Genomic DNA, 26646 nt, shown 5'->3' on the forward strand with positions numbered 1-26646 from the left:
GGGCTAGATCTCATGCGCGGTAAGGAAGGCGGACTGGGCGATGCGTTCGAAGAAGCCCTGGTATAGCAACGGATCGTCCAGCGTCTCCCCCAGCGCCAGCATGGCGCCGGGGCGCGGCACGATGCGCTGGAAGGTGACGCGCACGACCGAGGATGACTGCCCCGGGACGGGACGCACGGAGACCTGCGCGCGGATACGCCCGCCCGCGATCTTGGAACCGACGATGATGCCGGCCTCGCTTTGGCTTTCCTCGATGGTGAAGCCGAGGTCCTGGAGGGCACCGAGCGAGGCCTGGATCATCAGGCGCTGGTCGAGCGTGTCGAAGCGACGCGACTGGCGGGCGCGCGTCGCCACGGCGGAAGCCGTGGGGGTGAAGGCGCTGGCCTGCTGCTCGCCGGTCGGCGGCGTGCACCCCGCCAGCATCACGAAAGGAGTGACGAGAAGGCACCGGACGACCTGGCGACGCCGCATCAGAAGGAGGATGAGCGGTAGGTGAAGTCCCTCACGGTCCCGCCTTCCGAGAAGCGGATGATCACGGTCAGGCTGCGCTGCGTTGTCTGGCTGGCGCCGGACCGCCCGGATACGCCGGCCAGGAACAGCGCGTTCACCCCGCCGGAGGAGTTCGAATAGACCTGCTCGGTCGCGATACGGTCATAGACCCAGGTCTCGCGCCGGCGCTCGTCGCTCGTGACCATGTTGGGGGCGCCGAGGGCGGCGGCGACTTCGGCGCCGCTCATCCCCTCCCGGATCTCGCGCTGGACGGTGCCGAGCGTCAGGCGGTCCCGCGAATCGCGGGAGGCGACTTCACGCGCGTGTTCGCTGGCTGGCGTGCAGGCGGCCGCCAGGAAGGACAGCAGCAGCGCGGCCTGGAGCCTGAAGCGCGTCATCGGGCGGGTGTTCCTGCGGTGGGGGTCGCGGCGGAGGTGGTGACAGGCGTCGCGGCACGGCCAGCGGCGGCCTGCCTTTCCCGCAACGTGTTCAGTTCCGCGACGGGGCGTGGCGCTTCGGGCGAGGCATCCGCGGGCGGCAAGGCGGCCAGGGTGCGGCCGAGCGTGGCTTCCAGGGGTTCGAAGAAGTTGCGGCGATAGAAATCGGGGCTGTCGACCTGCGCTTCGCGGAAGGCGTCCACGATCGAGGCATTGGCGCGGACGGTGCTAGTCCCCTGTTCGCGCTGCTGCACGATGACGGCCATGCGCAGCGCTGTCTGGCGCGTGGCGGAGACGGTCAGCGCCTCAGGCTCCACCCGCGTGATGCGGTAGCCAAGGTCGTGCAGCGTGGCGATGACGGCGCGCATCGCCGCATCGGCGTCGGCAGGCACCACGCGGGCCTGCATCGCGCGCAACTCGACGGCGCTGCGCTGGCTTGCGATGAATTGCGTCTGGGGTGGCGCGCAGGCCGCGAGAAGGGCGACGAGGCCGAGGGCAGGAAGGATGCGGTTCATGCGTCAGGCCTGCCTTGCCAGGCCAGCTCGGACCCGGTCGAAGAAGCCGGTGGAGAATTCGGCCTCCGTCAGTTGTTCCACGCGCGTCCCGCCCTTGTTGTTCGTGACGATGCGTTCGAAGGACACGCGCAGTATCGCATCACGCTGGCCCATCGGTTGGGTCGTGAGGGTCGCGCGGATGATCTGGTCGGTATCCCAGATGGGATCGTAGCGGACGCCAAGAACCAGCAAGGCAACCGTTAGCGCCACCTGGCCAACCACCTGCGGCGTTTCCACCGCGTCGCGGTCCTTGGCGCCCGCGAGCACGCCGTGGCGCGCCGCGCTCTCCTCGATCGTGAAGCCGAGGTCCTGGAGAACCTGCGTCGCTTCGACGAGCAGCCGGGTTTCAGGGACGCCGTCGAAGCGGGCAGTCTGTCGTTGCCGGATGGCGGCGGCCTCGGCGCGGGGCGCGCCGATCTGGAGCGCGGCCCGGTTGGCCCAATCGGGATCCTGGCAGGCGGCTAGGGTGAGGATCAGAGGCGAGGCAAGCAGTATTCGGCAGGACCGAGGAAACATTAGACACCCGACTTATTGCTTTATCGACTCTAAATCAGGCAATATTGCACGGTCAAGTTGAGTTCGGACTACTTCCTGCCGAACACCGGCGCGCGCTTTTCCATGAAGGCGCTGCGGCCCTCCGCGTGGTCGGCGCTGAGGAAGCACATGGTCTGCCAGTCGCGCTCGCGCTCCAGCGCGGCGTCCAGGCCCTCCGCCAGCATGCGTTTCGTGAGTGCGATGGGGAGCGGCGCCTGCTGCGCGAGGAAGGAAGCGAGTTCCCGTGCCTTCGTCAGCGCCGTGCCCTTCGGTACGATGCGGTCCACCAGGCCGATGCGCTCGGCCTCCGGCCCCGCGATCTGGTCGGGGTAGAGCAGCATCTGCCTGGCCTTCGCGGGACCGATGCGGTTGGGCAGGGTCCAGGGCAGGCCGAGGTCGGCCATCAGGCCGACGCGGCCGAAGCCGGCGGCGAAGCGCGCATCCTCGGCCGCCACGATGGTGTCGCAGGCGCAGGCCATGGACAGGCCGGCGCCGACGCACCACCCCTCCACCGCTGCTACCAGCGGGATGCGGCCGCCGATCATCAGGCGCACCATGCGGTGGGTGCGGCGCATGCGTTCGCGCCCCTGCTCGGCGTCGCGCACATCCATGCCGGAGATGTCGCCGCCGGAGCAGAAATTGCCGCCCTCGCCCGTCAGGACGATGGCGCGGATGCCGTCATCGCCTTGGGCCGCTTCGAGGATGGTGAATAGCTGTTCGCGCAGCGCGACATTCAGCGCGTTGCGGCGGGCGGGGTAGTCCAGCGTCAGCGTCAGGACGGCGCCGTCGCGCTGCTCCGTGACGCGGCAAACCGGGGCGTCGCTCATGAGTCGGTGTGCAACACGGCGCCGGTCTTCGCCTGCAGGTCGGCGAGCGACATCCCCGGCACGATCTCCCGCACCACGAAGCCGCGGCCGCGCACGACGTCCACCACGGCCAGGTTGGTGTAGATGCGCTGCACGGCGCCATGCGCGGTCAGCGGGTAGCCGCAGGTCTCGACCAGCTTGGGGCGGCCATCCTTCGTCGTGTGGTCCATCACGACCCAGAGGCGCTTGGCGCCCGCGGCCAAGTCCATCGCGCCGCCGACGGCGGGGGCACTGTCATTCTCGCTGGTCGCCCAATTCGCGATGTCGCCATTCTCCGCGACCTCGAAGGCGCCGAGGACGCAGAGGTCGATATGGCCGCCGCGGATCATCCCGAAGCTGTCGGCGTGGTGGAAGAAGCTGCCGCCGGGACGCAGCGTGACGGGCTGCTTGCCGGCATTCACCAGCCAGGCATTCACCTTGTCCGGCGCCGGCGCGGGACCCATGCCGAGGATGCCGTTTTCGGAGTGCAGGATGACCTCGCGGTCCATCGGCACGTAATCCGCGACCATGGTCGGGATGCCGATGCCGAGGTTGACGAACCAGCCCTCGGGGATGTCGTCGGCCACGCGGGCGGCCATCTGCTGGCGGGTGAAGCTGGACATGGCCGTTGCTCCCTTCAGTTCCAGGGCGCGCCGCGCGCCACTTGCACGACGCGCTGCACATAGATGCCGGGGGTGTGGACGTTGTCCGGCGCAATGTCGCCGAGTTCGCGGATGTGGTGCGTCTGGGCGACGGTCAGCGTCGCGGCCATGGCCATGACCGGATTGAAGTTCCGGCCACCCTCGCGGTAGGTGAGGTTGCCCCAGCGATCGGCCTCCCAGGCCTCCACGAGTGCGACATCGCCGGGCAAGGCGAGTTCCAGGATGTGCGGGCGGCCGTTGAAGTCGCGGGCTTCCTTGCCCTGGGCGAGCTTCGTGCCGGCGGCCGTCGGCGTGAAGAAGGCGGGGATGCCGGCGCCCGCGGCGCGCATGCGTTCGGCCAGCGTGCCCTGGGGGACGATCTCCAGTTCCAGCTTGCCGGTGCGGTAGAGTTCCTCGAACACCGTGGACCCGGCGGAGCGGGGGAAGGAGCAGATGATCTTCCGGACGCGGCCCATCTCCATCAGCTTCGCCAGGCCAACGCGGCCCGCGCCGGCATTGTTGGCGACGACGGTGAGGTCCTTGGCACCCTGCTCGATCAGGCCCTCGATGAGTTCGTCGGGCTGGCCGACGGCGCCGAAGCCACCCATCAGGACGGTCGAGCCGTCCTTGATGCCGGACAGCGCCTCCGCGATGGATTGGACGATCTTGTTGATCATGCGCGCTGCCGCAGCCTCCACCACCTGGTCGCCCCCCTGCGGGGGTGCGTCTCGGTAGCCGCTTGGGCAAGCGGCGTCCAGACGATCAACGGAGGGTCAATCGCCCGTTGGAGATGACCACGACATCGCGCTCCATGACGCGGCCACGGAAGGCGGCACCGGTGGCGTCGGGCCAGATTTCCGTGCGGATGGTCTCGCCCGGGAAGACGGGGGAGGAGAAGCGGCATTCCATCCGGCCGAAGCGGGCGGGATCGCCGCCGCAGACCGCGCGGAGCAAAGCGCGGCCGACGACGCCGAAGGTGCCGAGGCCGTGCAGGATGGGGCGGGGGAAGCCGGCCTTGGCCGCCAGGCCCGGGCTGCTGTGCAGCGGGTTGTGGTCGCCGTTCAGGCGATAGAGCAGCGCCATTTCGGGGCGCGTCGGCAGGTCCAGCGTGATCGCGGGCGGGCCCTCGGCTTCCGGGGCGGGCTTCTTCACGGGGCCGGTGGGGCCGCCGAAGCCGCCATCGCCGCGCAGGAAGATGGTCTGGTCCACCGTGGCCAGCGTCCGGCCCGTCGCGGCATCGATCACGTCGCGGGAGACATAGAGCAGCGCGCCCTTGCCGGCGCCGCGATCGACCAGGCCGGTGACGCGGGACCGGCCGATGATCTCGCCTTCCACGGGCAGCGGCGCGTGGAGTTCGACGGATTGCTCCCCCGCCACCAGGCGGACGGCATCCACCCCCGTCGCGGGATCGGCCAGCCAGAAGCCGGGATAGCCCAGCACGACGGGGATGGTGGGAAGCGCCTGCATGGCCGCGCCTTCCGTGACGAAGCGGAGATCGGCCTCATCCATCGGGTCCTGCCCGGCGCCGAGCGAGAGGGCGTAGAGCGCGGTGTCCTGCCAGCGCAGCACCTGGCGGATTTCGGGGATCGGGAAGTTGAGCAGGGTTTCGGCGACGATGGGCATGGTCAGACCTCGATGACGGCGTCGGCGGCGAAGGCGCCGTCCGGGGTGACGAGAAGGGGGTTCACCTCCGCGGAGAGAAGGCGCGGGCCGGCGCCGGCGGCGAAGCGGGAGAGGGCGACGAGGGCGTTCGTCAGTGCCGCCACATCCGCCTTGGGGCGGCCTCGCGCGCCGTCCAACAGAGGAAAACCTTTCAGGGAGCGAATCATCGCCTCCGCGCGGACGGGATCGACCGGGCAGCGGGCGAAGGCGACGTCCTTGAACACTTCGATGAAGACGCCGCCCAGGCCCACCATGGCGACGGGGCCGAAGACGGGATCGCGCACCACGCCGAGCGCCATCTCCACCCCGCCCATGACCTGCTTCGCCACCAGCACGCCATCGATGCGGGCGCCCGGCGCGCGTTCGGCGGCGCGGGACAGAAGGGTGGCGTGGGCGTCGCGGAGCGCGGCGTCGTCGGCGATGTTCAGGATGACGCCGCCGATCTCGCTCTTGTGGAGGATGTCGGGGGAGAGGATTTTCGCGACCACGGGGAAGCCGATGCGTCGGCCGGCGGCGAGGGCTTCGTCCAGCGTGGCGCAGGCGGATTCGGGCACCATGGGCACGCCCGCCTCGGCCAGGATGCGCTTGGCTTCGGCCTCGTTCGGCGCTGCATCGGGCAAAGCGACGGTGGGTACGGGTTCCGCTGGTGGGACAACCGATGAAAAAACGTCGCCGAAGCGGCCCATGGCGGCGAGTGCCACCACGGCGCGGGACGGATCCTCGATGCAGAGGAAGCCGTCGGCTTCCCATTCCCGGACACGCTCCGTGCTGGCCAGGATGGAGAGGACGAAGAGGCGGTCGGGGTGGCGGTCCAGCACCTTCTTGAGTTCGGCGCGCAGGCGCGGCGCCATGGAGGGCGTGCCGCCCCAGGCCGTGAAGAAGGCGATGACGCTGCTGTAGCCGCCATCGGTCACCATGCTCTCGGCGAAGCTGCCGATCACGCTCATGTCGTTGAAGGCCTGCGCGGTGCAGTCCACGGGATTGAGCGGGGAGGCGAAGGGGACCAGCTTCTTCAGCGCAGCCTGCGCGACCTCGGGCATGGGCGGCATCGGCAGCCCCGCGGCCTCGGCGGCATCCGACATCAGCACCCCCGCGCCGCCGGAGATGGTGACGACGCCGAGCGTGTTGCCCACGGGGTAGATGCGCTTCTGCGCGACATAGCAGACGTCCAGCAATTCCTCGGTCGTGCGGGCGCGGTGGACGCCGTATTCCGCCAGGATCGCGTCCATCACCCGGTCATCGCCGGCGATGGAGGCGGTGTGGGATTGCGCGGCAGCCTGGCCGAGCGCGCTGCGGCCGACCTTCATCATCACCACCGGCTTGCGCGCGGCGCGGGCGGCTTCCAGCGCCGCGATGAAGCGGGGGCCGTCCTTGATGCCCTCGGCATAGGCGGCGATCACGGCCACTTCCTCGCTTTCCGCCATCCAGCCGATGATGTCGGCCAAATTGGTGTCGGCCTCATTGCCCGTGGTGACGAGAACGGGGGTGCCGATGCCGCGGTCCCGCGCGGCCGCGAACAGATGGCTGCCATAAGCGCCGGATTGGGAGGCGATGCCGACCGCGCCGGGCAGCGGCCAGCCGCCCTCGAAGCTCGCAGAGAAAATCGGGTAGTAGCCGAGCGCCGCGTTGAACAGGCCGAGGCAGTTGGGGCCGACCAGGCGCATCCCGTGGCGGCGGGCGGCGGCGACCAGGCGGGCCTGCATCGCGGCGCCTTCCTCCCCTACCTCCGCGAAGCCGGCCGTGAAGACGATGGCGGCGCCGCAGCCCCGGGCGCCGAGGTCCTCCACCGCCTGGATCGCACCCTCACCGGGGATGGCGACGATGGCGGCGTCGGGCGTGGTGGGCAGGTCGGCGATGGAGGGCCAGGCCTGGAGGCCCTGAACGGTCGCACGGTTGGGATTCACCGGCATCAGCGGCCCGGCGAAGCCGCGCGCCTTCATGTAGGCGATGGGGCGACCGCCGATTCGCACCGGATCGTCCGACGCGCCGATCACGGCCACGGCCTTCGGCCTCAGCAGCCGGTCGAGATCCTTGAAGGACAGTTGGGCCTCCCCTGAGCCAGTCGGCGGCAGGGTGGGGGAGCGGTGCGGCGGGGACAAGACCACCCGGGCGCGAGGGCCCGGCCGGGGTCAGCGCAGGGGGGCCAGCGGGGGGGGTCAGCGGATCAGCAGCGCGACCGCGACGATGAACAGGCTGAGAACGGCCAGCGCCTTGACGGCCGTCATCAGGTCGCTGGTCTTGCCGCGGCTTTCCTGATCCTCGCTGTCCCAGCCGGAGGAGATGACCGGATAGGCCGGACGTTCGGCGGCCTGGGGTGCAGGCTTGGGCCGGGATGCCGGGGGGACCGGCGCGCGCGCCACCGGGGCCTCCGCCAGATCGGCCGGAGGACGGAGGCCAAGGAGGCCGGGGGTGGCCTGCCGTGAGGGTGCTTCCATCGCCATGTGTCCATTATGAACATCACAACGAATCATTCCACTGTCTAATGGGTGAATGGTCGCGCTTTTTTGACTTTTGATTCGTGATCGAGCCCGGGATCATACAATCTATACGTGCATTCCGCACCGTCACAGACCCGCCCCGGTGATGCCGCGCCATAACGAAGGCGGCCCGCCCCGGGGGGGGCGGGCCGCGATCCTGATCGGAAGGGGATGGGTGCGGGTTCAGACGCCCCCCGGCCTCAAACCCCGGGCGCGACGATCATGCAGGCGCCGCGGCCACGCAGCCTCTCGCAGGCCTGTTCGGCGGCGCCGCGACTGGACAGGCCGACGACGCGGGCGCGGAAGAGCGTGCTGCGCCCCTGGGCGGAGGGCTCCACCAGGGCGCGGGTGCCGCTGGCGCCCACTTGGTCCCGCGCCTGGCCGGCGGCGGCGCGGGCCAGGTTCTCGGACGCGAAGGCCCCGACCTGGATGCCCCAGGCGCCACCCCCGGCCGGGGCGGCAGCGACCTGGCGCGGCACCGCCGGCAGCGTGCCGGCATGGGCCTGCGGGATGAGGGAGAAGCCACGCGTGGCGGGCACAGGCGCGGCGGCCAGGGCGCGGGAGGCAGGCGGCGGGGCCAGCGACTCGGTGCGGATCGGGGCAACCCCGGGGTCTCCGGCGCTGGCCACGGGGTCCATCCGCGTCACGCGGTCGCCGGGGCTCTCGATCGGCTCCATGCGCGTCTGGAAGTCGCCGGGGCTGGCGATGGGGGCCATCGCGACGACGCTGCCAGCGGGGGAGACGCCAACGGGGGCGAAGCCGGAAGCGGAGGCAACCTGCGTGCGGGCGGGTGCGGCCGGCGGGCTGAAGGCGGAAGCGACGGTGGTGCTGCCATCCGGGATCGGGTCCATCCGCACCACCGGGCCGGCGGGCAGCGTCGCAACCTGGATGCCAGGGTCCACCGCGCGGCGCTGTTCGCGCAGCGCCAGCATGGTGGCGGCATCGCCCCGGCGGGGACCGACCGGGATGTCGAACGGGATCTCGGCGGCGGCGTAGACTTCCGGCGCCGCGCGGCGGTTCGGGTGGATGCCGGCGATGCGCGGCCCGACTCGCGCGACGTAGTTCCGCGTCTCGTTCGGCAGGCCGCGGCCGCCCCAGAGGTAGTCCTCAAGACGGCGCGGGCCGGCATTGTAGGCGGCCAGGAAGGCGGGCGCGCCATACAGCTGGTACATCTCCCGCACATAGGCGGTGCCGGCCATCAGATTGTCCCAGGGGTGGTAGGGATCCGGGCCGAGGCCGTAGCGGGCCTGCAATTCGCGATAGGTTCCGGGCATGACCTGCATCAGCCCCATGGCGCCGACGCGGGAGGTGGCGGCGACTCGGCCGGCGGATTCCTGGCGCATCACCTCCCGGATCCAGCGTTCCGGCACGTCGAAGCGGCGGGAAGCCGCCTGGATGTAGGGGCCCCAGGGGTCGCTGGCGGGGCCGGGCGGGTCGTAGGAGGTAGGGCGCACCCATTCGCCGGAGGCCGAGGCCGCATGCGTCACAGGCTGCTGCGGGGACTGGCCGCAGGCGGCCAGCGCCCCGACCAGCAGGCACGCGGCCAACGGGCGAACCAAGCCCGCAGCGCTGAACCCGACCATGCCATGCTCTCCGTCCGTTGACGGAACCGGAGTGTCCGAGGCCTGCCCCCCCGGCCATGGCGCACCGCCCCCGCGATGCAACCCGGCCCAGGCCAACCCCCGATACCCGTCCCGTTCGTTCAAGCCATCCCGTACCGGCGTGGCCTTGGGCCATGTGGCACGGGTTTCGTGAAGGAACGCCGAAAAAAACGGCGAGGGCAACGCCTACCGCAGCCCGGTAGGGGTAAGCAAGGACGAGATCATGGCAGGCATCGCCGTGTTACGGCCATGGTCCCGGTTGAAACAGCGCGCAATCATCCGGGGCGGGCATTCCGGCCCGGGATGCGCTACCTGTGCAGCGACCCCGTCGCCCCTGGCGACGGCTCATCAAGACCACGTCGCCCTGGCGACGACCCACCACGAAGGGCATCACGATGCGCCTGAACCACCGCCTGATCCCCGCCGCCGCCGCGCTTGCGCTGCTGGCCGCGGTGCCGGCCTGCGCGCCGGCCAATACGGGCACGACCTATTCCGCCGGTGCGCTCGGCGGTGCCGCCCATGTGAACTACGGCACCATCGTCGGCACCAGGCCGGTGAACGTCGCCGGCAGCCAGTCCGGCATCGGCACCGTGGGCGGCGCGGTGGCCGGCGGCCTGGCCGGCAGCTTCATCGGCGGCGACTGGCGGTCCAACGCCATCGCCGGCGTCGGCGGCGCCATCCTGGGCGGCCTGGCCGGCACGGCGATCGAGCGGGGCGTGACGCAGGGCCAGGCGGTGGAATTCATCGTCCGCCAGGACCGGGGCGGCGACATCGCCGTGGTGCAGACGAATGAGGAAGGGCTTCAGGCCGGCGACCGCGTGGTGATCACCCGCGGCGACCGCGTGCGCCTGTCCCGCGCCGCCGGCGGGCCGGTGCCGCCGATGACCTCCCAGCCCGGGGCCATGCAACCGGGCCCGCTGACCAAGTAGCCCGCGGCGGTTCCTCTGGCCCGCCCCTGCCGGGCGGGCTATGAGGCGGCCATGCTCGACCGAACCGCGGCGACGTCGCCGGCCTATATCGTCGATGCGGCGGACCCGCAGCACCTGCGCCGGGCGATCGCCGACGTCACCCTGGGCTTCAGCCGGTGGCGCCTGGCCAGCGCGCTGGCGTGGCTCGACCTGCGGAACCGCTACCGCGGCTCCGTCCTCGGCCCCTTCTGGCTGACGCTGTCCACCGCGGCGATGCTGCTCGGCCTCGGGCTGCTCTACGCCGCGCTGTTCAAGATGTCGCTCGCGGAATACCTGCCGCACCTCGCGGTCAGCCTGGTGATCTGGAACGCCATCGCCCAGATGGTGAACGAGGCGACGACCAGCCTGACCTCGTCCGAGGGCATCATCCGGCAGATGCCCCTGCCCTACACCGTCCATGCGCTGCGCTGCGTCATGCGCAACGGCCTGGTGGCGGCGCACAACCTGCCCCTGATCGGCGTGGTGTTCCTGGCCTGCGGGCACCTGCCGGGGCCGGAGGCGCTGCTGGCCATCCCGGGCTTCATCCTGATCGGCATCAATGCCTTCGCCGCCGCCCTGCTGCTCGGCATGATCTGCGCGCGGTTCCGCGACATCGGCCCGATCGTGGCCAGCGTGATGCAGCTGGCCTTCTTCCTGACGCCCATCCTGTGGAAGCCGCGGTTGCTGGGGCATTGGGAGGCGCTGATGCCCCTCAATCCCTTCTACGCGGTGCTGGAGACGGTGCGCGGGCCGCTGGTCGAAGGCGGTGGGCCGCTGATCGCCTGGGTGGCGGCGGTCATCTACACGGTGCTGCTGGTGGTGATCGCGGCCGCCTTCTTCGTCCGCTTCCGCGGCCGCGTGGCATTCTGGGTCTGAGGCGATGGCAGCGATCGAGGCTTCGGGGCTTTGCCTGGACTTCCCCTTCTACCACCTGGGCGCGCGGTCGCTGAAGAAGCGGCTGCTGGGTGGCGCGCGGCTGCACACGGACGAGTCCAACCGCGTCGTCGTGACGGCGCTGCGCAACCTCGATTTCCGCATCACGACCGGGGAGCGCGTGGCGCTGGTCGGGCCCAATGGCGCGGGCAAGACGACGCTGCTGCGCACGCTGGCCGGTGTCTATGAACCCGTCGCGGGGCGGCTGCTGGTGGATGGCCAGATCGGCGCGCTGATCGATGTCGCCGCTGGGATGGACCCGGAATCGACGGGGCGGGAGAACGTGATGCTCCGCGGCCTCTATCGCGGCCTGTCGGATACCGAATGCGCGGCGCTGGTGGAGGAGGTATCGGCCTTCTCCGGCATCGGCGACTTCTTCGACGTGCCGATCCGCACCTATTCCGCCGGCATGGGCGTGCGGCTGGCCTTCGCGCTGGCCACCGCCATGCAGCCGCAGGTGCTGCTGATGGATGAGTGGTTCCTGGCCGGCGACGCCGCCTTCATGGCGAAGGCGGAGGAAAGGCTGGCGCGGCTGGTGGGCGGCGCCGACATCCTGGTGATCGCCACGCATGATTTCAGCGTGGTGCGCCGCTGGTGCACGCGGGCCATCCGGATGGAGGGCGGCGTGATCATCGCCGATGGGCCGGCGGAGGAGATCCTGGCGGCGATGGGGGCGTAAGGCTGGCTCAGGCCCCGCACCCCCTTTCGCCGGCAGCCGCGCCCCTCAGCCGCTCCAGCTGTACCAATGCTGTTCGTAGCGGTTGTCATTGAAGATCTCGTACCAGGGCGGGTTCGCCAGGGTCAGCGCCGCCTGGTGAAGGGCCGGCATCTGGCGGCGGAGGCGGCGGACGGCGCGGCTGGTGTGCAGCGTCATGCCGGCGCGGCCCATGATCCCGTCCGGCAGCAATTCCACCGAACGGATTTCCGCCAGCGCTTCCCGCGCCGCTTCCAGCGCGCCGCGGGTGAAGGCGGGGGCGTGGCCGCGCTTCATCAGGTGCAGCGCCAGCGATTCAGCCAGTTCGAAATCGGTGCTGAGATGGCCGCAATAGGATTTGCGGTAGGAGAAGCTGGCCCGCAGCAGCGCGATCGCCTGTTCCACCGGGCGATGGGCGAAGGCGTAGTCCATGCCGGCCGGCGTACGCCACAGGTACCAGGCGCGCAGATCCTCGATCTCCGCCCGCGGGTGCTGGGTGGTGCGCTCCTCCGGGTAGTTGTTGAAGACGCCGAGCATCTCCGGCACGTGGACGGATCGGATATGCGGCATGACGCGGTTCTTGAATTCCGTGTCGCCGGCGGCGCGGTAGGTCTCGTCGTAGAAGCCGAAGCGTTCGTGGATGGACCGGCGATAGAGGCCGCCGACCCAGCTGAGGTAGCAGGTCTCCAGGTACACCAGGTCCTGGCTGTAGCCCGTGCGGTCATAGGGCATGACGTCGGCGTCGAAGACGCCCTTCTCATCGACCGAGGTGACGACGCTGTCGGCCATCGCCCAATCGACGCCGGGATCGCGGTCCAGCGCCGCGGCGAGCTTCGTCAGCGCCTCCGGGTGCAGGCCCTCATCGGCGCCGAGGAAGGAGAGGTAGGGGGCGCGCGCCAGGTGGATGCCGCGGTTCCAGGCGGCCTGGATCGTCTCCCGCCCCGCTGACCGGGCATAGACGATCGGGATGGCGGAACGGCGGGAGGCCTGCCAGCGGCGGAGCGCCGCGCCTTCATCCTTGGGCGAATTGCTGTCCACCAGGATGATCTCAAGCCCGCCCGCCCGCGCCAGGGATTGCTGCGCGAGGTTGTCGAGCAGCGTCGGCAGCTTGTCGGAGGCATTGTAGAGCGAGACGATGACGGCGACGCGCGCGGCATGGCCGGGCCTGCGCGGATCGTCGAGGATGGCGAGCGGCTGGCGGGCCTTGGCGCGGTTGCGGTCGAAGGCATCCTTCATCAGCGCGGCACAGGCGGCATCGCGTTCCGCCATCGGCAGGCCGAACATGGCGTGCGCCGTGGCCGCTTCATGCTTGAAGCCGTTGGCGGCCAGGGTGGCGGTGACAAAGGGCAGGTCGCCCGTGCGGTCCTCCCCCAGCCAGCGGATGATGCGCAGCATGTAGGTGGCGGCGATCAGGTCGTTGCCCTGGCGGCGTTCCAGGCTGGCGAGTTCGCGGAACAGGCGGACGCGATCCACCAGGCGCCACGGAATCTCCCGCGACAACTCCGCGATCTTGGCCTTGATGTCCTCCGGCGTCGCCTCCGGCAGCGTGAACATGCTGCGGCGGAAGCGGGGGAGGGAGCTGGCGCCGACGATCTGCTGCAGGGTGCGGGGGGACACGCCCGTCAGCTCCCGCATCCTCGTCTTGATGCGTTCCTTGGTCAGTTCGCCCATGCTGGCGCGGTGGCGGAGGCGCCAGAGACCGGCCGCGCCGCGGGCGGCCTTCAGGGCCGGCTTGCGCAGCGGGCCGGGCACACGGGCGGCCATCGTGGTGGCGGTGGACAGGCCGGTTTCCAGCGTCCGCAGCATGGCGCGGCGGGGCAGCGAGGGTTCGCGCAGATCGGCCAGCATGGCGAAGCGGGCGGCGAGGTCCACGACGGTCTGCCGCGCCTCCCCATCCATCGTGGCGCCCGGGGTCCAGATGCGGCCGAGGCTCGCGCGGTCCGCCCGCGGCGCGGCGCGGGACAGCGCCGACAGCACCAGGCCGCGATGGCGGTCATAGTCCCGCAGCACGGCCTCCACCTGGCTGGCCGTGGTGCGGCTGCAATCGAGGGAGATGGTGGACCAGTCGAGTTCCGGCAGGCGCCGATGCAGCCAATGGGCATAGCCGGAGCGGTCGGAGGCCATGACGACGCAGCCCTGGCCGAGCGCTTCGAGCGCCGTCAGGTTGAAGGTGTCGTGGCGGGAGGGCAGCATCAGCACCGTGCGGCCGCGGAACAGCGTGCGGAGTTCGGCCGGCGGCAGGCCATCCGTGATGGTCGGCTTCAGCGCGCGGCGCCGGGCGATGCCGGCCAGCGTTTCCGCCGATCCCACGCCCTGCCGGTTCGGCCCATCAGGCCCCACCACGTGCAGCGACCCATAGGCGGCGGGATCGATGCACCAGGCGAGGTCGAGGAAGATGTCGGGGCCCTTCCACTTCTCCCGCCGCCCGACGAAGAGCAACTCCGGCGCCGTCCCCTTGGGCGCCGCGACCGGGGTGAAGGGATCGACGATGCAGAGCGGGTCGAGGATGTTGACCGGCAGGTCGGCGATGTCCTGCCATTCGGCGGCGTAGGATTCGCTGATGGCATAGCGGGCATCGGCGGCGCGGAACTGCAATTCCTCCCGCTGCCGCAGTTCCTCCATGAAGGCATCGCCGCCCGCAGCACCCGGCCAGCCCGCCGCGAAGGCGCTGGAGAGCGTGCCGTGCAGCGCGACGGCGACGGTATCGAGTTCGATGCCCTCCGCCGCCAGGGCCTGGCGGATGAACAGCGTGTGCTGGCTGTAGTCCGGGCCATCGGCCACGTCGAAATGCTGGCGTCCGGCATGGGCGGCGACGGAGGCCGCGAGGTTGCGGCATTCGACATACTGGCTGAGCAGATGGCCGCCACGGGCCCCCATCTCGGGCCGCACCTGCCAGGCGCGGGCATAGGGGATGGCGATCGCGTTGCCCGGGCGCGGCGCATCGGCGGGTTCGCGGCGGGCGAAGTAATAGAAGGTGTCCTGCGGGCGGCCGGTGATGATGCGCCGGTAGGTGGACTGGCCGCCGCCGACGCGGTGGTAGAGGTCGAATTCCAGCAGCAGCACGTGCCGGCCGCCGGGTTCGCGCATCGGTGCCGGCATGGCCATGCTCAACCCTTCAGGATGGTCGCGCCGATGGTGTCGAGCGCGATGGGGATGATGGAATGGCCTTCCATGCCTTCGCGGAAGGCGGCCTGGCGTTCGGGCGGCACGAGCATCAGCAGGAAGCCGCCGGCCCCCGCGCCGCATAGCTTGCCGCCGAGCGCGCCGGCCGCCCGCGCCTGGGCATAGAGGCTGTCGATATGCGGGTTGGAGACCTTGGAGGAGAGCCGCTTCTTGGTCTCCCACCCCTCATGCAGCATGGCGCCGAAATCGCGCAGCATCGCCTCGGGATCGTCGGATTCCAGCACCGTCTGCGCCTGGTCCACCAGGGCCAGCAGGTGGCTGAGGTCCTTGTCGGCGGCGCCGGACTTCGTGTTCTCCATCTGCTCGCCGAGGGTGGCGGAGGCGAAGCGCGTCATGCCGGTATAGACGAGGAAGAGGGAGGTGTTCAGCGCATCCTGGCAGGGCGCCGTCATCTGGATGGGGCTGATGCGCGTGCGGCCGCCTTCGAAGTCGAAGCGGTTGAGCCCGCCGAAGGCCGCGTGGTGCTGGTCCTGCACCCCCACATTCTCCCGCAGCACGTCGCGCTCGATCCGCACGGCCTCCCGCGCCAAATCCATCTTGGTGGCGCCGCGGCCCTGCAGGGCGAAGATCAGGTTGATGAAGCCCACGGCGAAGGAGGAGGAGGAGCCGAGGCCGCTGCGCGCGGGAAGGTCCGCCATGATGGAGATGTCGAGCGGCCGGTCGTAGCCGTAGAGGCGGATCGCCTCCCGCACCACGGGGTGCTGGATCTGGTCGAGTTCCGCCACCTGCTCCATGCGGGAGTAGGAGACGCGGTAGCGGTAGTCGAGGATGGTGGAGAGGCGCAGCGCCGCGACATAGACATACTGGTCGATGCCCATGCCGAGCACGGCACCCCGCGCACGGGCGAAATATTCCGGGTAGTCAGTGCCGCCGCCGAAGAAGGACACGCGCAGCGGCGTGCGGGAGACGATCATCATGGCGCGATGGCTTCCCCGTAATCCGCGGCGAGCACCTGGGCGACGCCGGCTTCGACGCTGAGCCGGGGCTTCCAGCCCGTGGCGGCGAGGAAACGGCTGGAATCCAGGCTCTTGTAGCCCGCGCCCTGGAAGGAACCGGGTGGGCTGATGATGCGCGCATCCCAGCGCAGCGCGCGCAGGATGGCCGTCGCGCAGTCGCCGACCTCGACCGGGGCGTTGGGCGTCACGTTGATGATGCGGTCGTCGAAGTGGCGGTCGGCCAGCAGCACGGCGTCGATCTGGTCATGCGCGTGCAGAAGGTCGCGGACCGTGTGCGGGTTGCCCCAGACCTCGAATTCCATCGCGCCGGTGGCCTTGGTGCGCGCAGCGCGGTCGATCATCGCGGCCATGAAATGGGCGCGGGTGTCTTCCGTATGCGCGTGCGGGCCATAGACGGTGGCGAGCACGCAGTGCAGCCAGTGCAGGCCGTACTGCTTGCCATAGGTCTCGCAGCCCGTGGCGAGAAGCTGCTTGGCCAACGCATAGCCCTGCACGGAGCGGTGCGGGCGGCCGATGCCGAATTCCTCCTCCGGCGTCGGGTGGCTGGCCTCCGCATAGGTGCAGGAGGAACCGAGTGAGACGAGCTTCGCCTGTGGCTGGTGGTGGCGCCAGGCTTCCAGGATGTTCAGGTGGATGCTGGCATTGTCGCGCAGCAATTCGCCCTGGATGCCCCACTGGATGTTGCCGGTGCGCTGCTTCGTGATGACGTGGAAGATGCGCCCGGCCTTGGGGGCTTCGCGGAAGACGCGGTCCACCACGGCAGGGTCGGTGAAGTCGCCAGCGGCACGGCCGACGGGGTGGCAGGGCCAGCCCTCCGCCTGCCAGCGATCCACCAGGTTGCGGCCGAGGAAGCCATCGGCGCCGAGGATGATGGTGGGGCTATCGGCGTAGGGCATCGCGGTACCAGGCGAGCGTGGCGGCCATGCCGTCTTCCAGGCTGCAGAAGGGGGCGAGGCCGGGCAGCAATTCCCGCAGCTTCGTCGCGGTGGCGCGGCGCACCTTCACACCGCGATTGCCGGCGGCGGGGGGCGAGGTCAGCTTGATCGGGCGCTGGCGCCCCGCGGCCTGCATGGTCGAGACCGCGAGGTCCCGCACCGTCCGCGTCTGGCCATTCGCGAGGTTCACCGCCGCGGTGGTGCCGCGCAGCTTGAGCGATTCGACAAAAGCCTCGGCGGCGTCGCCGGAATAGATGAAGTCACGTTCCGCATCGGGGTCGCCGCGGACCTCGAATTCCGGGGCGTCGCCACAGGCGCGGATGACGAAGGCGGTGGCGACATGGGCCTCGGCCTCGTCCAGCGTGTCGTGGGGGCCGTAGGGGTTGGTCAGGCGGAAGCTGATGGTGCTGATGCCGGCGCGGCGGCACCAGAGCTCGCCCGTGATCTCGCCCCAGCGCTTGGACCAGGCATAGGCGGCTTCGCCATCATGCGGCCAGGCATTGAGGTCGAGCGGCAGCGCATCGTCCTGCAGGTCCCAGGACGCGGGATAGACGGCGGAGGAGGAGGCGGCGCGAACCTCCGTGATCCCGCGGGCCATGGCGAAGCGGTAGACCGCTTCCGTCATCGCCAGATTCGCCGCCAGGATTTCTGCCTGCTGCTTGCCGAAGATGGAGGCGAAGTAGCGGAAGGCCGCGACATGGATGATGGCCGTGCCGGCGGGCAGCGCGGGCAGCGTGTCCACCGCGCTGGCCGCGACCGTCTGCGTGCAGCCCGGGACCGCGGTGCCGGAGGCGGTGACGCCGATGATGGTGGCGACGCGCCCCTGCAGCGCGTCCACCACATTGCGCCCGATGAAGCCGCTGGCGCCCCAGACGACGACGGCCTCGGGAAGGCCTTGGCCCTGCGGCCGATTCAGACCTTCGCGCCCTGCGGCGCTACGGTCATCGGACGCACTCACGCGTCAGCCTTCCCGTAGCTCTTCACCTTCGGAATGGGCACGATCAGTTCACCACCGCCGGCGAGGTACTCACGCTCCTTCACCAGGAACTCACTGATGAAGTTCCAGGCCAGGACGAGGTAGGCGTCGGGGCGCGCGCCTTCCTCCGCCTCGATCGGGATGCGCACGCCGGGGATGGCGAGGCCGACCTTCATCGGGTTCTTCTCGACCGCCTTCTGCACCAGGTCGGGGCCGATGCCGAAGCTGTTGAGCAGCGTGGCACCCTTGGCCGGCGCGCCATAGGCCCAGACAGACTTGCCTTCGGCCTTGTAGCCCTCCAGCAGCGCGACGAGGCGCTTGCGGAGGTCGAGGACATTGCCGGCAAAGGTCCGGTAGGTCTCGATCTCGCCGAAGCCCTTCGTGATCTCCTGCGCCTGCATCGCGCGGACGCTGTCGCCTACGGGGCGGACGCCCTTGCGGGTCACATGCGCCTCGATGCTGCCGCCATGGATATCGACGAGGTTCGCCTCGAACACCTCCAGCCCATGCCGGCCCAGCAGGGCGGAAAGGGACTTGAGCGTGTAGTAGCAGAGATGCTCGTGATAGACCTGATCGAAGGCGGTGTTCTCCACCATGCCACCGAGATAGATGGCCTGCACGACGAAAACGCCATCCTTGTCGAGCAGGGAGGCGATGCCCTCCACCACGCTGTGCAGTTCCTCCAGGTGGAAGAAGACGCCGGCGGCGGTGATGACCTTGGCCGGGCCGTGTGCGGCCAGGATGTCGGCGCAGCAGGCCGCATTGAAGAAGCGGTGCCAGGTCGGCACCCCCGCATCCTGCGCCAGCTTCGCGACATTCCCCGCCGCTTCGACGCCCAGCACGCGGGCGCCGGAGAAGGCCCATTGCTTCAGCCAGGTGCCGTCATTGCTGCCGATATCGACGACGAGGTCGCCCGCCTTCACGCCATAGGCGGCCGCGATGCGCCTGCTGGTTTCCAGGAAATGCGCCGGCAGCGTCTTGGTGGTGCCCGACACATAGGGATAGTCGGTGAACATCGATTCCTTCGGAATCGTATGGTCGATCTGCACCATGGTGCAGTCCCGGCAGAAGCCGACGCGGAGCGGGTAATGCGGCTCCACGCCCGGGGCCAGATCCGGCCGCACCAGGCGGTTGCAATGCGGCTGGTCGCCGAGGTCGATGACGAGTTCGACATTGCGCCCGCCGCAGCAGCGGCAGGCCATGTCGAGCTTCACGCCCGGCGCGGGAACGACCATCCGGGAGGCGACCTCAGACATTCGCGAAGCGCCCGTTGCGCAGCATGCGGTAGCCCTTGATGAGCTCCTGGATGCCCTTGTCGAGCCCGTGGTCAGGCATCCAGCCCGTGGCTTCCAGCTTGTCGTTGGAGACGATGTAGTCCCGCTTGTCCGGATCCTCACCCACCGGGGCTTCCAGCCAGACGAAGCCCGGCACGTGCTTCGCGATGCGCTCGCAGAGCTGGGCCTTGGAAAGGTTGGCCTCCGACAGACCCACATTGTAGGCCTGCTGCTTCATGGTCGCGACGTTGTCGATGCCGTGCAGGAAGGCCTTCACCACGTCCCGGATGTGGATGTAGTTGCGGCGGAAATGCGCCTCGAACAGCACCACGGCGCGGTCATTCACCGCGCGCCAGGTGAAGTCGTTCACCAGCAGGTCGAGCCGCATGCGCGGCGCCATGCCGAAGACGGTGGCGAGGCGGAAGGAGAGGGAATTGGCGTGGCTCAGCACCGCCTCCTCCGCCTCCACCTTCGTGCGGCCATAGAGGCTGACGGGGCGGAGCGGCGATTCCTCGGTGCAGGCGGCGTTGCCCTCCCCGATGCCGTAGCCGGAATTGGTGGTGGGGTAGGCGATCAGCTGGTTGGGGCTGGCGCGCTTGACCAAATTCACCACCGCGTCCCGGTTCAGGCTGGTGGCGCCGATCTCGTCCCGGGCGCAGAGCGGCGCGCCGACCAGGGCGGCCAGCGGAATGACCACGTCGGCCTGCTTCATCAGGGGTTCCAGTACCCGCATGTCGCGCGTATCGCCCCGGACGGCGTTGAAATTCGGATCGGCACAGGAATGGGCCAGGAAGGGCTCGCCCGCCGCGAAGGTGTCCAGCACCGTCACCTGCCAGCCCCGGGCCAACATCGCCGGCACCAGCATCGATCCGATGTAGCCGGCCCCGCCGGTGACAAGCACATGCATTGCGCAATTTTCCTTCGGATACCGGTACCGCCGCGCGTATAGAGTCTGTTACCGGGCCGGGCAACCGGAGCGACGTGTTTTCAGGTTGCAACGAATACCCGGAAAAGCGCGTCAGGATTGTGTTCGTCCCGCCATGTTCGTGCCATGGAGCGGGACGCCGACGCCAATTCGGGCAGGGCCTGCATGGCCTGGGACAGCGCCCTTGCCAAGCCCGGCGCACCACTGCCTTGCGCGATCGTGACGGCACGGCCGGCCCCGGCGGCCGCTTCCATCCACCCCCCCGCCGGGATGATGGCGGGCAGCCCCATGGCCAGCGCCTCCGCCAGGATGCCGCTGCTGCGGGCGCCGTAGGTGGGCCCGTCATAGGGCAGCAACAGCAGGTCGGCGCTGGCCAGCAGGGCGGCGTAGCCGGGGGCGTCCAGCGCCTGCTCGACCAGGATCAGGTCCCTGCCCTGCCGGGCCTGGAGCGCGCGATGGGCGCGCTGGACCAGGGGATCGGCCTCCGCCCCCACGGGGCCGGACTGGATGGTGAAGCGGGCGCGGTCGGCCAGGGACGCGATCGCGTCCGGCAACAGGTCGTAGCCCTTCTCCAGCCGGGCGCCACCGGCGAAGACGATGTGCGGCAGGGCGCCGGGGGTGCGTGGCGCGGGTTCGGGCACCACGATGGGCAGCGGCACCGGGCGGACCGGCAGGCCGGAGAGCCGACTGAAATCATCCGCCAGCAGGCCGGTATCGGCGAAGAGGCGAAGCCGCGGGCCGAAGCGGGCGGCCAGGCCCGTCAGCAGGGCAGGCAGCGGCTGGGGCGCGGCGTCATCCGCCTCCATCTCCGCCGGCATGCGGCGCAGCACCACCAGCAGGGTCACGCCATGCAAATCCGGCCCGGCGGCGAGCGAGGCCAGGTTGGCGCCGGAGACGCTGTGCAGCAGCAGCCAGTCGCCCGGCCCGGCCCCGATTGTGCCGAGCGCCGCATGGAGTTCGGCCGCCAGGCCATCCGGCGCGCGGGTCGAAAACCGGCGGCGGGCGGCGCGGACCCAATTGGCGACGGAGGCCGCGACGGGCCCCGGCAGATGCGACAGGCCGCCGAACAGCGCCCGGCGCAGCGCGCCCCCGCCGCCGGCACTCTGGTAGGCGGTGCCGAGGACGGGGTGGCATTCGATGCCGGGGATGCTGCCGGTGAAGCCCCGCGCGGCGAGGATGACGGGCGGCGTGCCGGCGCGGGACGCGGCCTCCGCCACCGCCTGGCTGTAGGAGAGGTGGTGGCCGAGCGGCCCGGTCAGGCCCGGATCGGCGATGATGAAGCGGGGCGGCGAAGCCGCGTTCACCCGGCCCTCTCCAGCAGGGGCGCGATGAAGGCGTCCAGGTCCCCGCCGGGGAAGAGGTGGCCTGGCAGGCCCGCGGCGCGGGCGGCCTCGATGTCGGTGTCCTTGTCGCCGACCAGGAAGGACCGGGCGGCGTCCACCGGCCAGGCGGCCAGCAGGTCCCGGATCATGCCGGGCTGGGGCTTCCGGCGGCCGCAATCCAGGCGGTAGCGGTCCTCCAGCGCCTGGGGGTGGTTCGGGCAGTATTCGAAGGCGTCCACATGGGCGCCGGCGGCGGCGAAGGTGGTGGCCATCCAGCCATGCATCACGCCCACCTGGGATTCCGGGAAGAAGCCCTTGGCGACGCCGGCCTGGTTGGTGACGACGAAGACCAGCCAGCCCGCATCGTTCAGCCGCTTCACGGCCCGCGCGGCGCCAGGCATCCAGCGCGCCTCCGCCGGCTTGTGGGGCCAGCCGGTGTCCTCGATCAGCACGCCGTCGCGGTCCAGGAACACCGCCGGGCGGCGGGCCATGGCGGGGATCATGGACTGGGAGGCGGCCAGGTCATCCGGGATGCCGATATCGATGAAATCGCCGTCATACAGCGCGCCGCGCAGTGCGCCCTCCTCCGCCAGCTTCGGGAAGACGTCCGATTCCATGGAAACGGGACCATCGCCGATATGGTCGAGGATCGCCTTGCTGAGCCAGTAGATGCCGCCATTGATGGGGCCGCTGCGGTCCGGTGAGCGCGCGGCAAAGCCGTGGATGCGGCCGGCGGCATCGACCTCCACCGTGCCGTAGCGGGCGCCGGGCGCGGTGCGGCGAAGCGCCAGCGTCGCCAGGGCATCGCCGGCATGCAGCGGCAGGTCCAGGAGATTGACGTCGAACCGCGTGTCGCCGTTGAGGAGGAGGAAGCGATCCTCCAGATGGTCCGCGAACAGCTTCAGGCCGCCGGCCGTGCCCAGCGGCTGGGGTTCGATCAGCACCTCGATCCGCGATCCGCGGACCTGCTTGCCGTCATAGCGCTCGGCGATGGTGTGCCCGAGATAGCCCGCGAGCAGCGTGATCCGCGGAAAGCCGAATCGGGAAACCTCCTCGATCAGCCAGTCGAGGAAGGGGCGGCCCGCGACTTCCACCATCGGCTTCGGGATGGCGTCGGTCAGGCTGCCCAGGCGGGTGCCGCGGCCGCCGACGAGGATGGCGGCCTGTGCAGGCACCTCAGGCATCCGCGAGCCGTTCCTCCACCGCCGCGCAGTAGCAGTGGTAGAGCGCCAGGTGGACCTGCTGGATGGCGGGGGTGGAGCGCGAGGGCACGGCCAGCAGGTGGTCGCACAGCGCGGCCATCTTCCCGCCGCCCTCCCCGGTCAGGCCGATGGTGGCCATGCCGAGCTTCCGCGCGGCTTCCAGCGCCTTCACCACATTGCCGGAATTGCCGGAGGTGGAGAGGCCGAGCAGCACGCCGCCTTCCTCCCCATAGGCTTCGACCTGGCGGGAGAAGACCGTCTCGTAGCTGTAGTCGTTCGACCAGGCGGTCAGCACGGCGGGGTTCGAGGACAGGCAGATCGCCTTCAGCGCGCGGCGTTCCTTGAGGAAGCGGCCCACCATCTCACCCACGATGTGCTGCGCATCGGCGGCGGAACCGCCATTGCCGCAGACCAGCAGCGGGCGGTTGGCGGCGAGCGCGGTGACGGTGGCGTCCACGGCGGCCTGCATGGTGGCGTCCAGGCCGCGGGCCTGGGTGGCGGCGAGCACCGCGGCGGCGTCCGACAACCAGGCATCGAGCGTGATCATGCGTATCTCCATCACCGGGTTGCATCGGCCCGGGGCGACGCGCCCGTTTAGGGCGGCATGGCGACGACGTCACCCCCCACGGCGCCCCGGTGGGTAAGGTGCCGGCGGCGGCGGCGGGCGTTATGATGGGGCTCCACGGCCGGGAAAGGCAGCGCGTTGAAGGACATCGTCGTCTTCGGCACCGGCCCGATCGCGGAACTCGCTGCCTTCTACCTGACGGAGGATGCGGGGCGCCGCGTGGCCGCGTTCACGGTCGACTCGGATTTTGCGACGGGGCCCAGCTTCGGCGGCCTGCCGCTGGTGGCCTTCGAGGATCTGGAAGCCCGCTTCCCGCCGGAGGGGCACGACCTGTTCGTCGCCCTGGCCTACACGCAGTTGAACCGGCTGCGCCGCGCGAAGGTGGATGCGGGCAGGGCGCGGGGCTACGGCATCGCGCATTATGTCAGCAGCCGCGCCACCCGCTTTTCCACCTTCGAGGCCGCGGAGAACCAGTTCATCCTGGAGGACAACACCATCCAGCCCTTCGCCCGCATCGGGCGGAACGTGACGCTGTGGTCCGGCAACCATATCGGCCATCACAGCACCATCGCGGAGGATGCGTTCATCGCCTCCCACGTCGTCGTCTCCGGCGGCGTCAGCATCGGGGCGCGGAGCTTCGTTGGGGTGAACGTGACCATCCGGGACCATGTGACGATCGGCGCGGATTGCGTGATCGGCGCGGGGGCGCTGGTGCTGCGGGACATCCCGGACGGGTCCGTGCTGGCGCCCGGGGGGACGGAGGTCAGCAAGGTGCCGAGCCACCGGCTGAAGCGGATCTGATGGGCTGGCGCAGGCTCGGGCGGGTGTTCGCGCCGGCGGGGCCCGGGGGAAGTCCTGCTGCCCATCCGGCGCTGGCCACCCATGCGGCGCTGCCGGTGGCGCATCCGCTGGGCGGCGACCTGGTGCGGGTGTTCTACAGCGGGCGGGACGCCGCCAATCGGTCCGCCATCGGGTCGCTCGTGCTGCGCGTCGGCGAAGCGCCCAGGGTGGAGGAGGCGCCGCCCGCGCCGGTGCTGCGGCCCGGCGGGATCGGCGCCTTCGACGATGCGGGCTGCGGCATGGGCTGCGTGGTGCCGGGGCATGACGGGGACCGCATCTACTACATGGGCTGGAATGTCGGCGGGTCCGTCCCCTGGCGGAATGCCATCGGGGTCGCGGTCGGGGACGCGGCGGCGGGGCGGTTCGAACGGCTGTCGGCGGGGCCGTTGATGGACCGGGACATCACCGATCCCTACAGCCTGTCCTACCCCTGGGTGCTGCGCCTGGCCGATGATGATTGGCGCCTGTGGTACGGCACGCACCAGGCCTGGGGCGCCAGCCCGGCCGATCTGCGCCACGGCATCCGCGCCGCGCGATCCACCGATGGCATCGCCTGGCGGCGGGAGGCCACGATCTGCATCCCGCCGCAGGGGCCGGAGATCGCGACCGTCCGCCCCAGCGTGGTGCGGGATGGCAATGGCTTCGCCATGTGGTTCGCGGCGCGGGCGGAAAGCGGCCCCTATGCCATCGGCCGCGCGACCAGCGCGGATGGCCTGGCCTGGCGGCGCCTGCAAGGCGGGATCGAGGCCGAGCCAGGGGGCTGGGAAGGCGGGGCCGTGACCTATCCCGGGGTGTTCGACCTGCTCGGCCGGCGCTGGCTGCTGTTCAACGGGGCGGGCTACGGGGCGACGGGCTTCGGGCTGGCGGTGTGGGAGGGGTGACGGATGATCACCGTGAACTCCCACAGCCCGTAATCCTGCAGCACCGCCACATCCCGCCCATGGCGGGCGACCATGGCGGCCAGGGTGGCGGCGGGGTCGGCATAGTGCAGGTCCGCCCGGCGGCGGGCGGGATCGCTGTGCAGGCTCAGCATGTTGAAGGCGAAGCCGCGGCGGGATGACCGGGCCAGGCCATCGATCACGCCATCGACATGGGATCGCCAGGCGGCGGTGTCGGCGCCACGGATGACGTTCAGGATGCCGCTGGCGATGGCGTAGTCCGCGACCTCCGCGCTTGCGGCGCCGAGGTGGAAGACGCGATCCGCGCCTTCGCCATGCAGCCGTCGCGCCGCCTCCACCATCGCCGGCGCGACATCGAGCCCGATGTAGCGGCCGCGATGCCCCTGGGCGCGGAGAAACGGAAGAAAATCGCCATAGCCGCAGCCAAGGTCGAGGATGCTGGCATCCCCGTCATTCTCCAGCAGGCGGAGGAACTGCCGGTGGCGGAGGCGCTGCCCCTCCTCATCCTTCCAGTCCACGCCCCTCGCGGTCGGCCCATGGGTGGCCAGCGCCTGTTCGTAATGGTCGGCGACGGCATCGAGGATCGAGGCACTCATGGGCATTCCCGTCATGCGGCTGGCCCTCCCTTACCCGAAGCGCGGGCGGTGCCAATGCCGCAACCGCGGGGGGATCGACCCGCTTTCACAACCGTGATGCATCGGGAAGGAGTGGCCGGCGTTTCGGTGGCCTAGGGCAACACCCCATTGGGCAACTCCCCCATTGGGCAACACCAGGGCGCACCAGCATGTTCATCACCGGCACCGACAACGCGGACACGCTGATCGGGACAGGGTCCGACGACACCATCATCGGTGCTGCCGGCGACGACTTCATCAACGGGGCCGGCGGGTTCGACATCGTGGCCTACTGGACATCCCCCTTCGGGATCGTCGCCCGGCTCTTCGCCAACACCGTGGACAATGACGGCTTCGGCGGGCGCGACACGCTGCAGAACATCTCCGGCATCGCAGGCACGGGGCATGACGACCTGATCTATGGCAGCGACCTGGGCAACTACATCCAGGGCTTCATGGGCAATGACACCATCTTCGCGCTGGGCGGCGACGATCTGGTGCGCGCCGGCGAAGGCGACGACTATATCGATGGCGGCGCCGGGACCGATCGCGTCTTCTTCCTCGGCAACCGCGCGGACTACCAGGTCTCGGCCATCCAGGATGGCTTCCTGATGGTGGACACCGTCCAGGGCCGCTACGGCACGAATACGGTCCTGAACTTCGAGCTGTTCCAGTTCGGCGACCGCCAGGTCACGGCGGCCGAGCTGTTGAACCCGAACGCGCCCGGCGATGGCCTGCCCTATCCCCGCGACAACGCCCCGCCGGAAGGCACGCCGGCGCCGCCGGCCGCGCCATCCGGCTTCACCGCCGCGTCGCTCCGTTCCAGCCAGTTCGGCATCGATGCGGGCTGGAAGAATGAGAATGTCCTCTCCCGCCACATCACCGACGTGAACGGGGACGGGCGCGCCGACATCGTGGGCTTCGGCAATGCCGGCGCCTTTGTCGCGCTGGCCGATGCCGGCGGCGGCTTCGGTGCGGCAAGGCTGGCCACCAGCCAGTTCAGCGTCGATTCGGGTTGGAACAATGAGAACGCCTATTCCCGCCACCTCGCCGATGTGAATGGCGACGGGCGCGCCGACATCGTGGGCTTCGGCAATGCCGGCGCCTTTGTCGCGCTGGCCGATGCCGGCGGCGGCTTCGG

Annotated in this window: 27 protein-coding genes; 6 read left to right on the forward strand and 21 right to left on the reverse strand. The window is 70.2% G+C overall.

The window, feature by feature from the left end; all coding sequences use genetic code 11:
* Positions 1 to 3 precede the first annotated feature (3 nt).
* The 11 genes from ACTIE5_RS09400 to ACTIE5_RS09450 form a co-directional block, all read right to left on the reverse strand.
* Positions 4 to 471, reverse strand: a complete 468-nt coding sequence (locus tag ACTIE5_RS09400; protein ID WP_439549439.1) for a hypothetical protein — start codon at positions 469 to 471, stop codon at positions 4 to 6.
* On the reverse strand, positions 471 to 887 hold the full coding sequence (locus ACTIE5_RS09405; protein ID WP_092954751.1) for a hypothetical protein: 417 nt from the start codon (positions 885 to 887) through the stop codon (positions 471 to 473). The genes ACTIE5_RS09400 and ACTIE5_RS09405 overlap by 1 nt, the downstream gene beginning before the upstream one ends.
* Positions 884 to 1441, reverse strand: a complete 558-nt coding sequence (locus tag ACTIE5_RS09410) for a hypothetical protein (protein WP_439549440.1) — start codon at positions 1439 to 1441, stop codon at positions 884 to 886. Before ACTIE5_RS09410 ends, ACTIE5_RS09405 begins: the two co-directional genes overlap by 4 nt.
* A gap of 3 nt (positions 1442 to 1444) precedes the next feature.
* A complete protein-coding gene (locus ACTIE5_RS09415; RefSeq protein ID WP_439549441.1) occupies positions 1445 to 1996 on the reverse strand; it encodes a hypothetical protein in 552 nt (183 codons plus the stop codon).
* 68 nt (positions 1997 to 2064) lie between these two features.
* Positions 2065 to 2841, reverse strand: coding sequence for an enoyl-CoA hydratase/isomerase family protein (locus ACTIE5_RS09420; RefSeq protein WP_439549442.1), 777 nt, complete (start codon positions 2839 to 2841; stop codon positions 2065 to 2067).
* Complete coding sequence (locus ACTIE5_RS09425; RefSeq protein WP_439549443.1) at positions 2838 to 3482, reverse strand: 3-oxoacid CoA-transferase subunit B; 645 nt, start codon at positions 3480 to 3482, stop codon at positions 2838 to 2840. The genes ACTIE5_RS09420 and ACTIE5_RS09425 overlap by 4 nt, the downstream gene beginning before the upstream one ends.
* Before the next feature lie 14 nt (positions 3483 to 3496).
* Positions 3497 to 4177: a 3-oxoacid CoA-transferase subunit A gene (locus tag ACTIE5_RS09430; RefSeq protein WP_439549444.1), complete on the reverse strand. Its 681-nt coding sequence runs from the start codon at positions 4175 to 4177 to the stop codon at positions 3497 to 3499.
* Positions 4178 to 4262: 85 nt separating this feature from the next.
* Positions 4263 to 5123, reverse strand: coding sequence for a MaoC/PaaZ C-terminal domain-containing protein (locus ACTIE5_RS09435; RefSeq protein ID WP_439549445.1), 861 nt, complete (start codon positions 5121 to 5123; stop codon positions 4263 to 4265).
* Positions 5124 to 5125: 2 nt separating this feature from the next.
* Positions 5126 to 7162 carry an acetate--CoA ligase family protein gene (locus tag ACTIE5_RS09440; RefSeq protein WP_439549446.1) on the reverse strand — a complete coding sequence of 679 codons (2037 nt, stop codon included), beginning with the start codon at positions 7160 to 7162 and terminating at the stop codon, positions 5126 to 5128.
* Positions 7163 to 7318: 156 nt separating this feature from the next.
* Complete coding sequence (locus tag ACTIE5_RS09445; protein WP_439549447.1) at positions 7319 to 7597, reverse strand: hypothetical protein; 279 nt, start codon at positions 7595 to 7597, stop codon at positions 7319 to 7321.
* Between the two features lie 242 nt (positions 7598 to 7839).
* A complete protein-coding gene (locus tag ACTIE5_RS09450; RefSeq protein ID WP_439549448.1) occupies positions 7840 to 9222 on the reverse strand; it encodes a transglycosylase SLT domain-containing protein in 1383 nt (460 codons plus the stop codon).
* 332 nt (positions 9223 to 9554) lie between these two features.
* Between ACTIE5_RS09450 and ACTIE5_RS09455 the strand changes: the two genes are divergently transcribed.
* From ACTIE5_RS09455 to ACTIE5_RS09465, 3 genes are read left to right on the forward strand one after another with little or no spacing between them, the layout of a single operon-like run.
* The gene (locus ACTIE5_RS09455) at positions 9555 to 10169 is read left to right on the forward strand and encodes a glycine zipper 2TM domain-containing protein (protein ID WP_439549449.1); all 615 of its coding nucleotides are present in this window, start codon (positions 9555 to 9557) and stop codon (positions 10167 to 10169) included.
* A 51-nt stretch (positions 10170 to 10220) separates the two neighbouring features.
* Positions 10221 to 11063, forward strand: coding sequence for an ABC transporter permease (locus ACTIE5_RS09460; protein ID WP_439549450.1), 843 nt, complete (start codon positions 10221 to 10223; stop codon positions 11061 to 11063).
* 4 nt (positions 11064 to 11067) lie between these two features.
* Positions 11068 to 11799 carry an ABC transporter ATP-binding protein gene (locus ACTIE5_RS09465; protein WP_439549451.1) on the forward strand — a complete coding sequence of 244 codons (732 nt, stop codon included), beginning with the start codon at positions 11068 to 11070 and terminating at the stop codon, positions 11797 to 11799.
* 45 nt (positions 11800 to 11844) lie between these two features.
* Here the strand turns inward: ACTIE5_RS09465 and ACTIE5_RS09470 are convergent, their stop codons facing one another.
* The 9 genes from ACTIE5_RS09470 to ACTIE5_RS09510 form a co-directional block, all read right to left on the reverse strand.
* Positions 11845 to 14919, reverse strand: coding sequence for a glycosyltransferase (locus ACTIE5_RS09470; protein WP_439549452.1), 3075 nt, complete (start codon positions 14917 to 14919; stop codon positions 11845 to 11847).
* Positions 14920 to 14921: 2 nt separating this feature from the next.
* A complete protein-coding gene (locus tag ACTIE5_RS09475; RefSeq protein WP_439549453.1) occupies positions 14922 to 15914 on the reverse strand; it encodes a GHMP family kinase ATP-binding protein in 993 nt (330 codons plus the stop codon).
* On the reverse strand, positions 15911 to 16849 hold the full coding sequence (locus ACTIE5_RS09480) for an NAD-dependent epimerase/dehydratase family protein (protein WP_439549454.1): 939 nt from the start codon (positions 16847 to 16849) through the stop codon (positions 15911 to 15913). Before ACTIE5_RS09480 ends, ACTIE5_RS09475 begins: the two co-directional genes overlap by 4 nt.
* Positions 16833 to 17846 carry an NAD-dependent epimerase/dehydratase family protein gene (locus tag ACTIE5_RS09485; RefSeq protein WP_439549455.1) on the reverse strand — a complete coding sequence of 338 codons (1014 nt, stop codon included), beginning with the start codon at positions 17844 to 17846 and terminating at the stop codon, positions 16833 to 16835. The genes ACTIE5_RS09480 and ACTIE5_RS09485 overlap by 17 nt, the downstream gene beginning before the upstream one ends.
* A complete protein-coding gene (locus ACTIE5_RS09490; RefSeq protein WP_439549456.1) occupies positions 17843 to 19120 on the reverse strand; it encodes a class I SAM-dependent methyltransferase in 1278 nt (425 codons plus the stop codon). Before ACTIE5_RS09490 ends, ACTIE5_RS09485 begins: the two co-directional genes overlap by 4 nt.
* A complete protein-coding gene (locus tag ACTIE5_RS09495) occupies positions 19113 to 20045 on the reverse strand; it encodes an NAD-dependent epimerase/dehydratase family protein (protein WP_439549457.1) in 933 nt (310 codons plus the stop codon). The genes ACTIE5_RS09490 and ACTIE5_RS09495 overlap by 8 nt, the downstream gene beginning before the upstream one ends.
* An 80-nt stretch (positions 20046 to 20125) precedes the next feature.
* A complete protein-coding gene (locus ACTIE5_RS09500; RefSeq protein ID WP_439549458.1) occupies positions 20126 to 21367 on the reverse strand; it encodes a glycosyltransferase in 1242 nt (413 codons plus the stop codon).
* Entirely contained in the window at positions 21364 to 22569 is a 1206-nt protein-coding gene (locus ACTIE5_RS09505) for an HAD-IIIA family hydrolase (RefSeq protein WP_439549459.1), read from the reverse strand. The genes ACTIE5_RS09500 and ACTIE5_RS09505 overlap by 4 nt, the downstream gene beginning before the upstream one ends.
* Positions 22562 to 23134 (reverse strand): D-sedoheptulose-7-phosphate isomerase, encoded by a 573-nt coding sequence (locus ACTIE5_RS09510; RefSeq protein WP_439549460.1) that lies wholly within the window; start codon positions 23132 to 23134, stop codon positions 22562 to 22564. The genes ACTIE5_RS09505 and ACTIE5_RS09510 overlap by 8 nt, the downstream gene beginning before the upstream one ends.
* A 156-nt stretch (positions 23135 to 23290) precedes the next feature.
* On the opposite strand from ACTIE5_RS09510, the gene ACTIE5_RS09515 reads away from it, so the two are divergent.
* On the forward strand, positions 23291 to 23953 hold the full coding sequence (locus ACTIE5_RS09515; RefSeq protein ID WP_439549461.1) for an acetyltransferase: 663 nt from the start codon (positions 23291 to 23293) through the stop codon (positions 23951 to 23953).
* On the forward strand, positions 23953 to 24873 hold the full coding sequence (locus ACTIE5_RS09520) for a hypothetical protein (RefSeq protein ID WP_439549462.1): 921 nt from the start codon (positions 23953 to 23955) through the stop codon (positions 24871 to 24873). The genes ACTIE5_RS09515 and ACTIE5_RS09520 overlap by 1 nt, the downstream gene beginning before the upstream one ends.
* Here the strand turns inward: ACTIE5_RS09520 and ACTIE5_RS09525 are convergent.
* Positions 24831 to 25487 carry a methyltransferase gene (locus ACTIE5_RS09525; protein WP_439549463.1) on the reverse strand — a complete coding sequence of 219 codons (657 nt, stop codon included), beginning with the start codon at positions 25485 to 25487 and terminating at the stop codon, positions 24831 to 24833. The two genes, ACTIE5_RS09520 and ACTIE5_RS09525, sit on opposite strands and share 43 nt — an antisense overlap.
* Before the next feature lie 188 nt (positions 25488 to 25675).
* Between ACTIE5_RS09525 and ACTIE5_RS09530 the strand changes: the two genes are divergently transcribed.
* The coding region (locus tag ACTIE5_RS09530; RefSeq protein ID WP_439549464.1) for a calcium-binding protein at positions 25676 to 26646 on the forward strand (971 nt) is incomplete at its 3' end.

Origin of the sequence: Falsiroseomonas sp. (assembly GCF_051859025.1) — a bacterium.
Lineage (GTDB): Bacteria > Pseudomonadota > Alphaproteobacteria > Acetobacterales > Acetobacteraceae > Falsiroseomonas.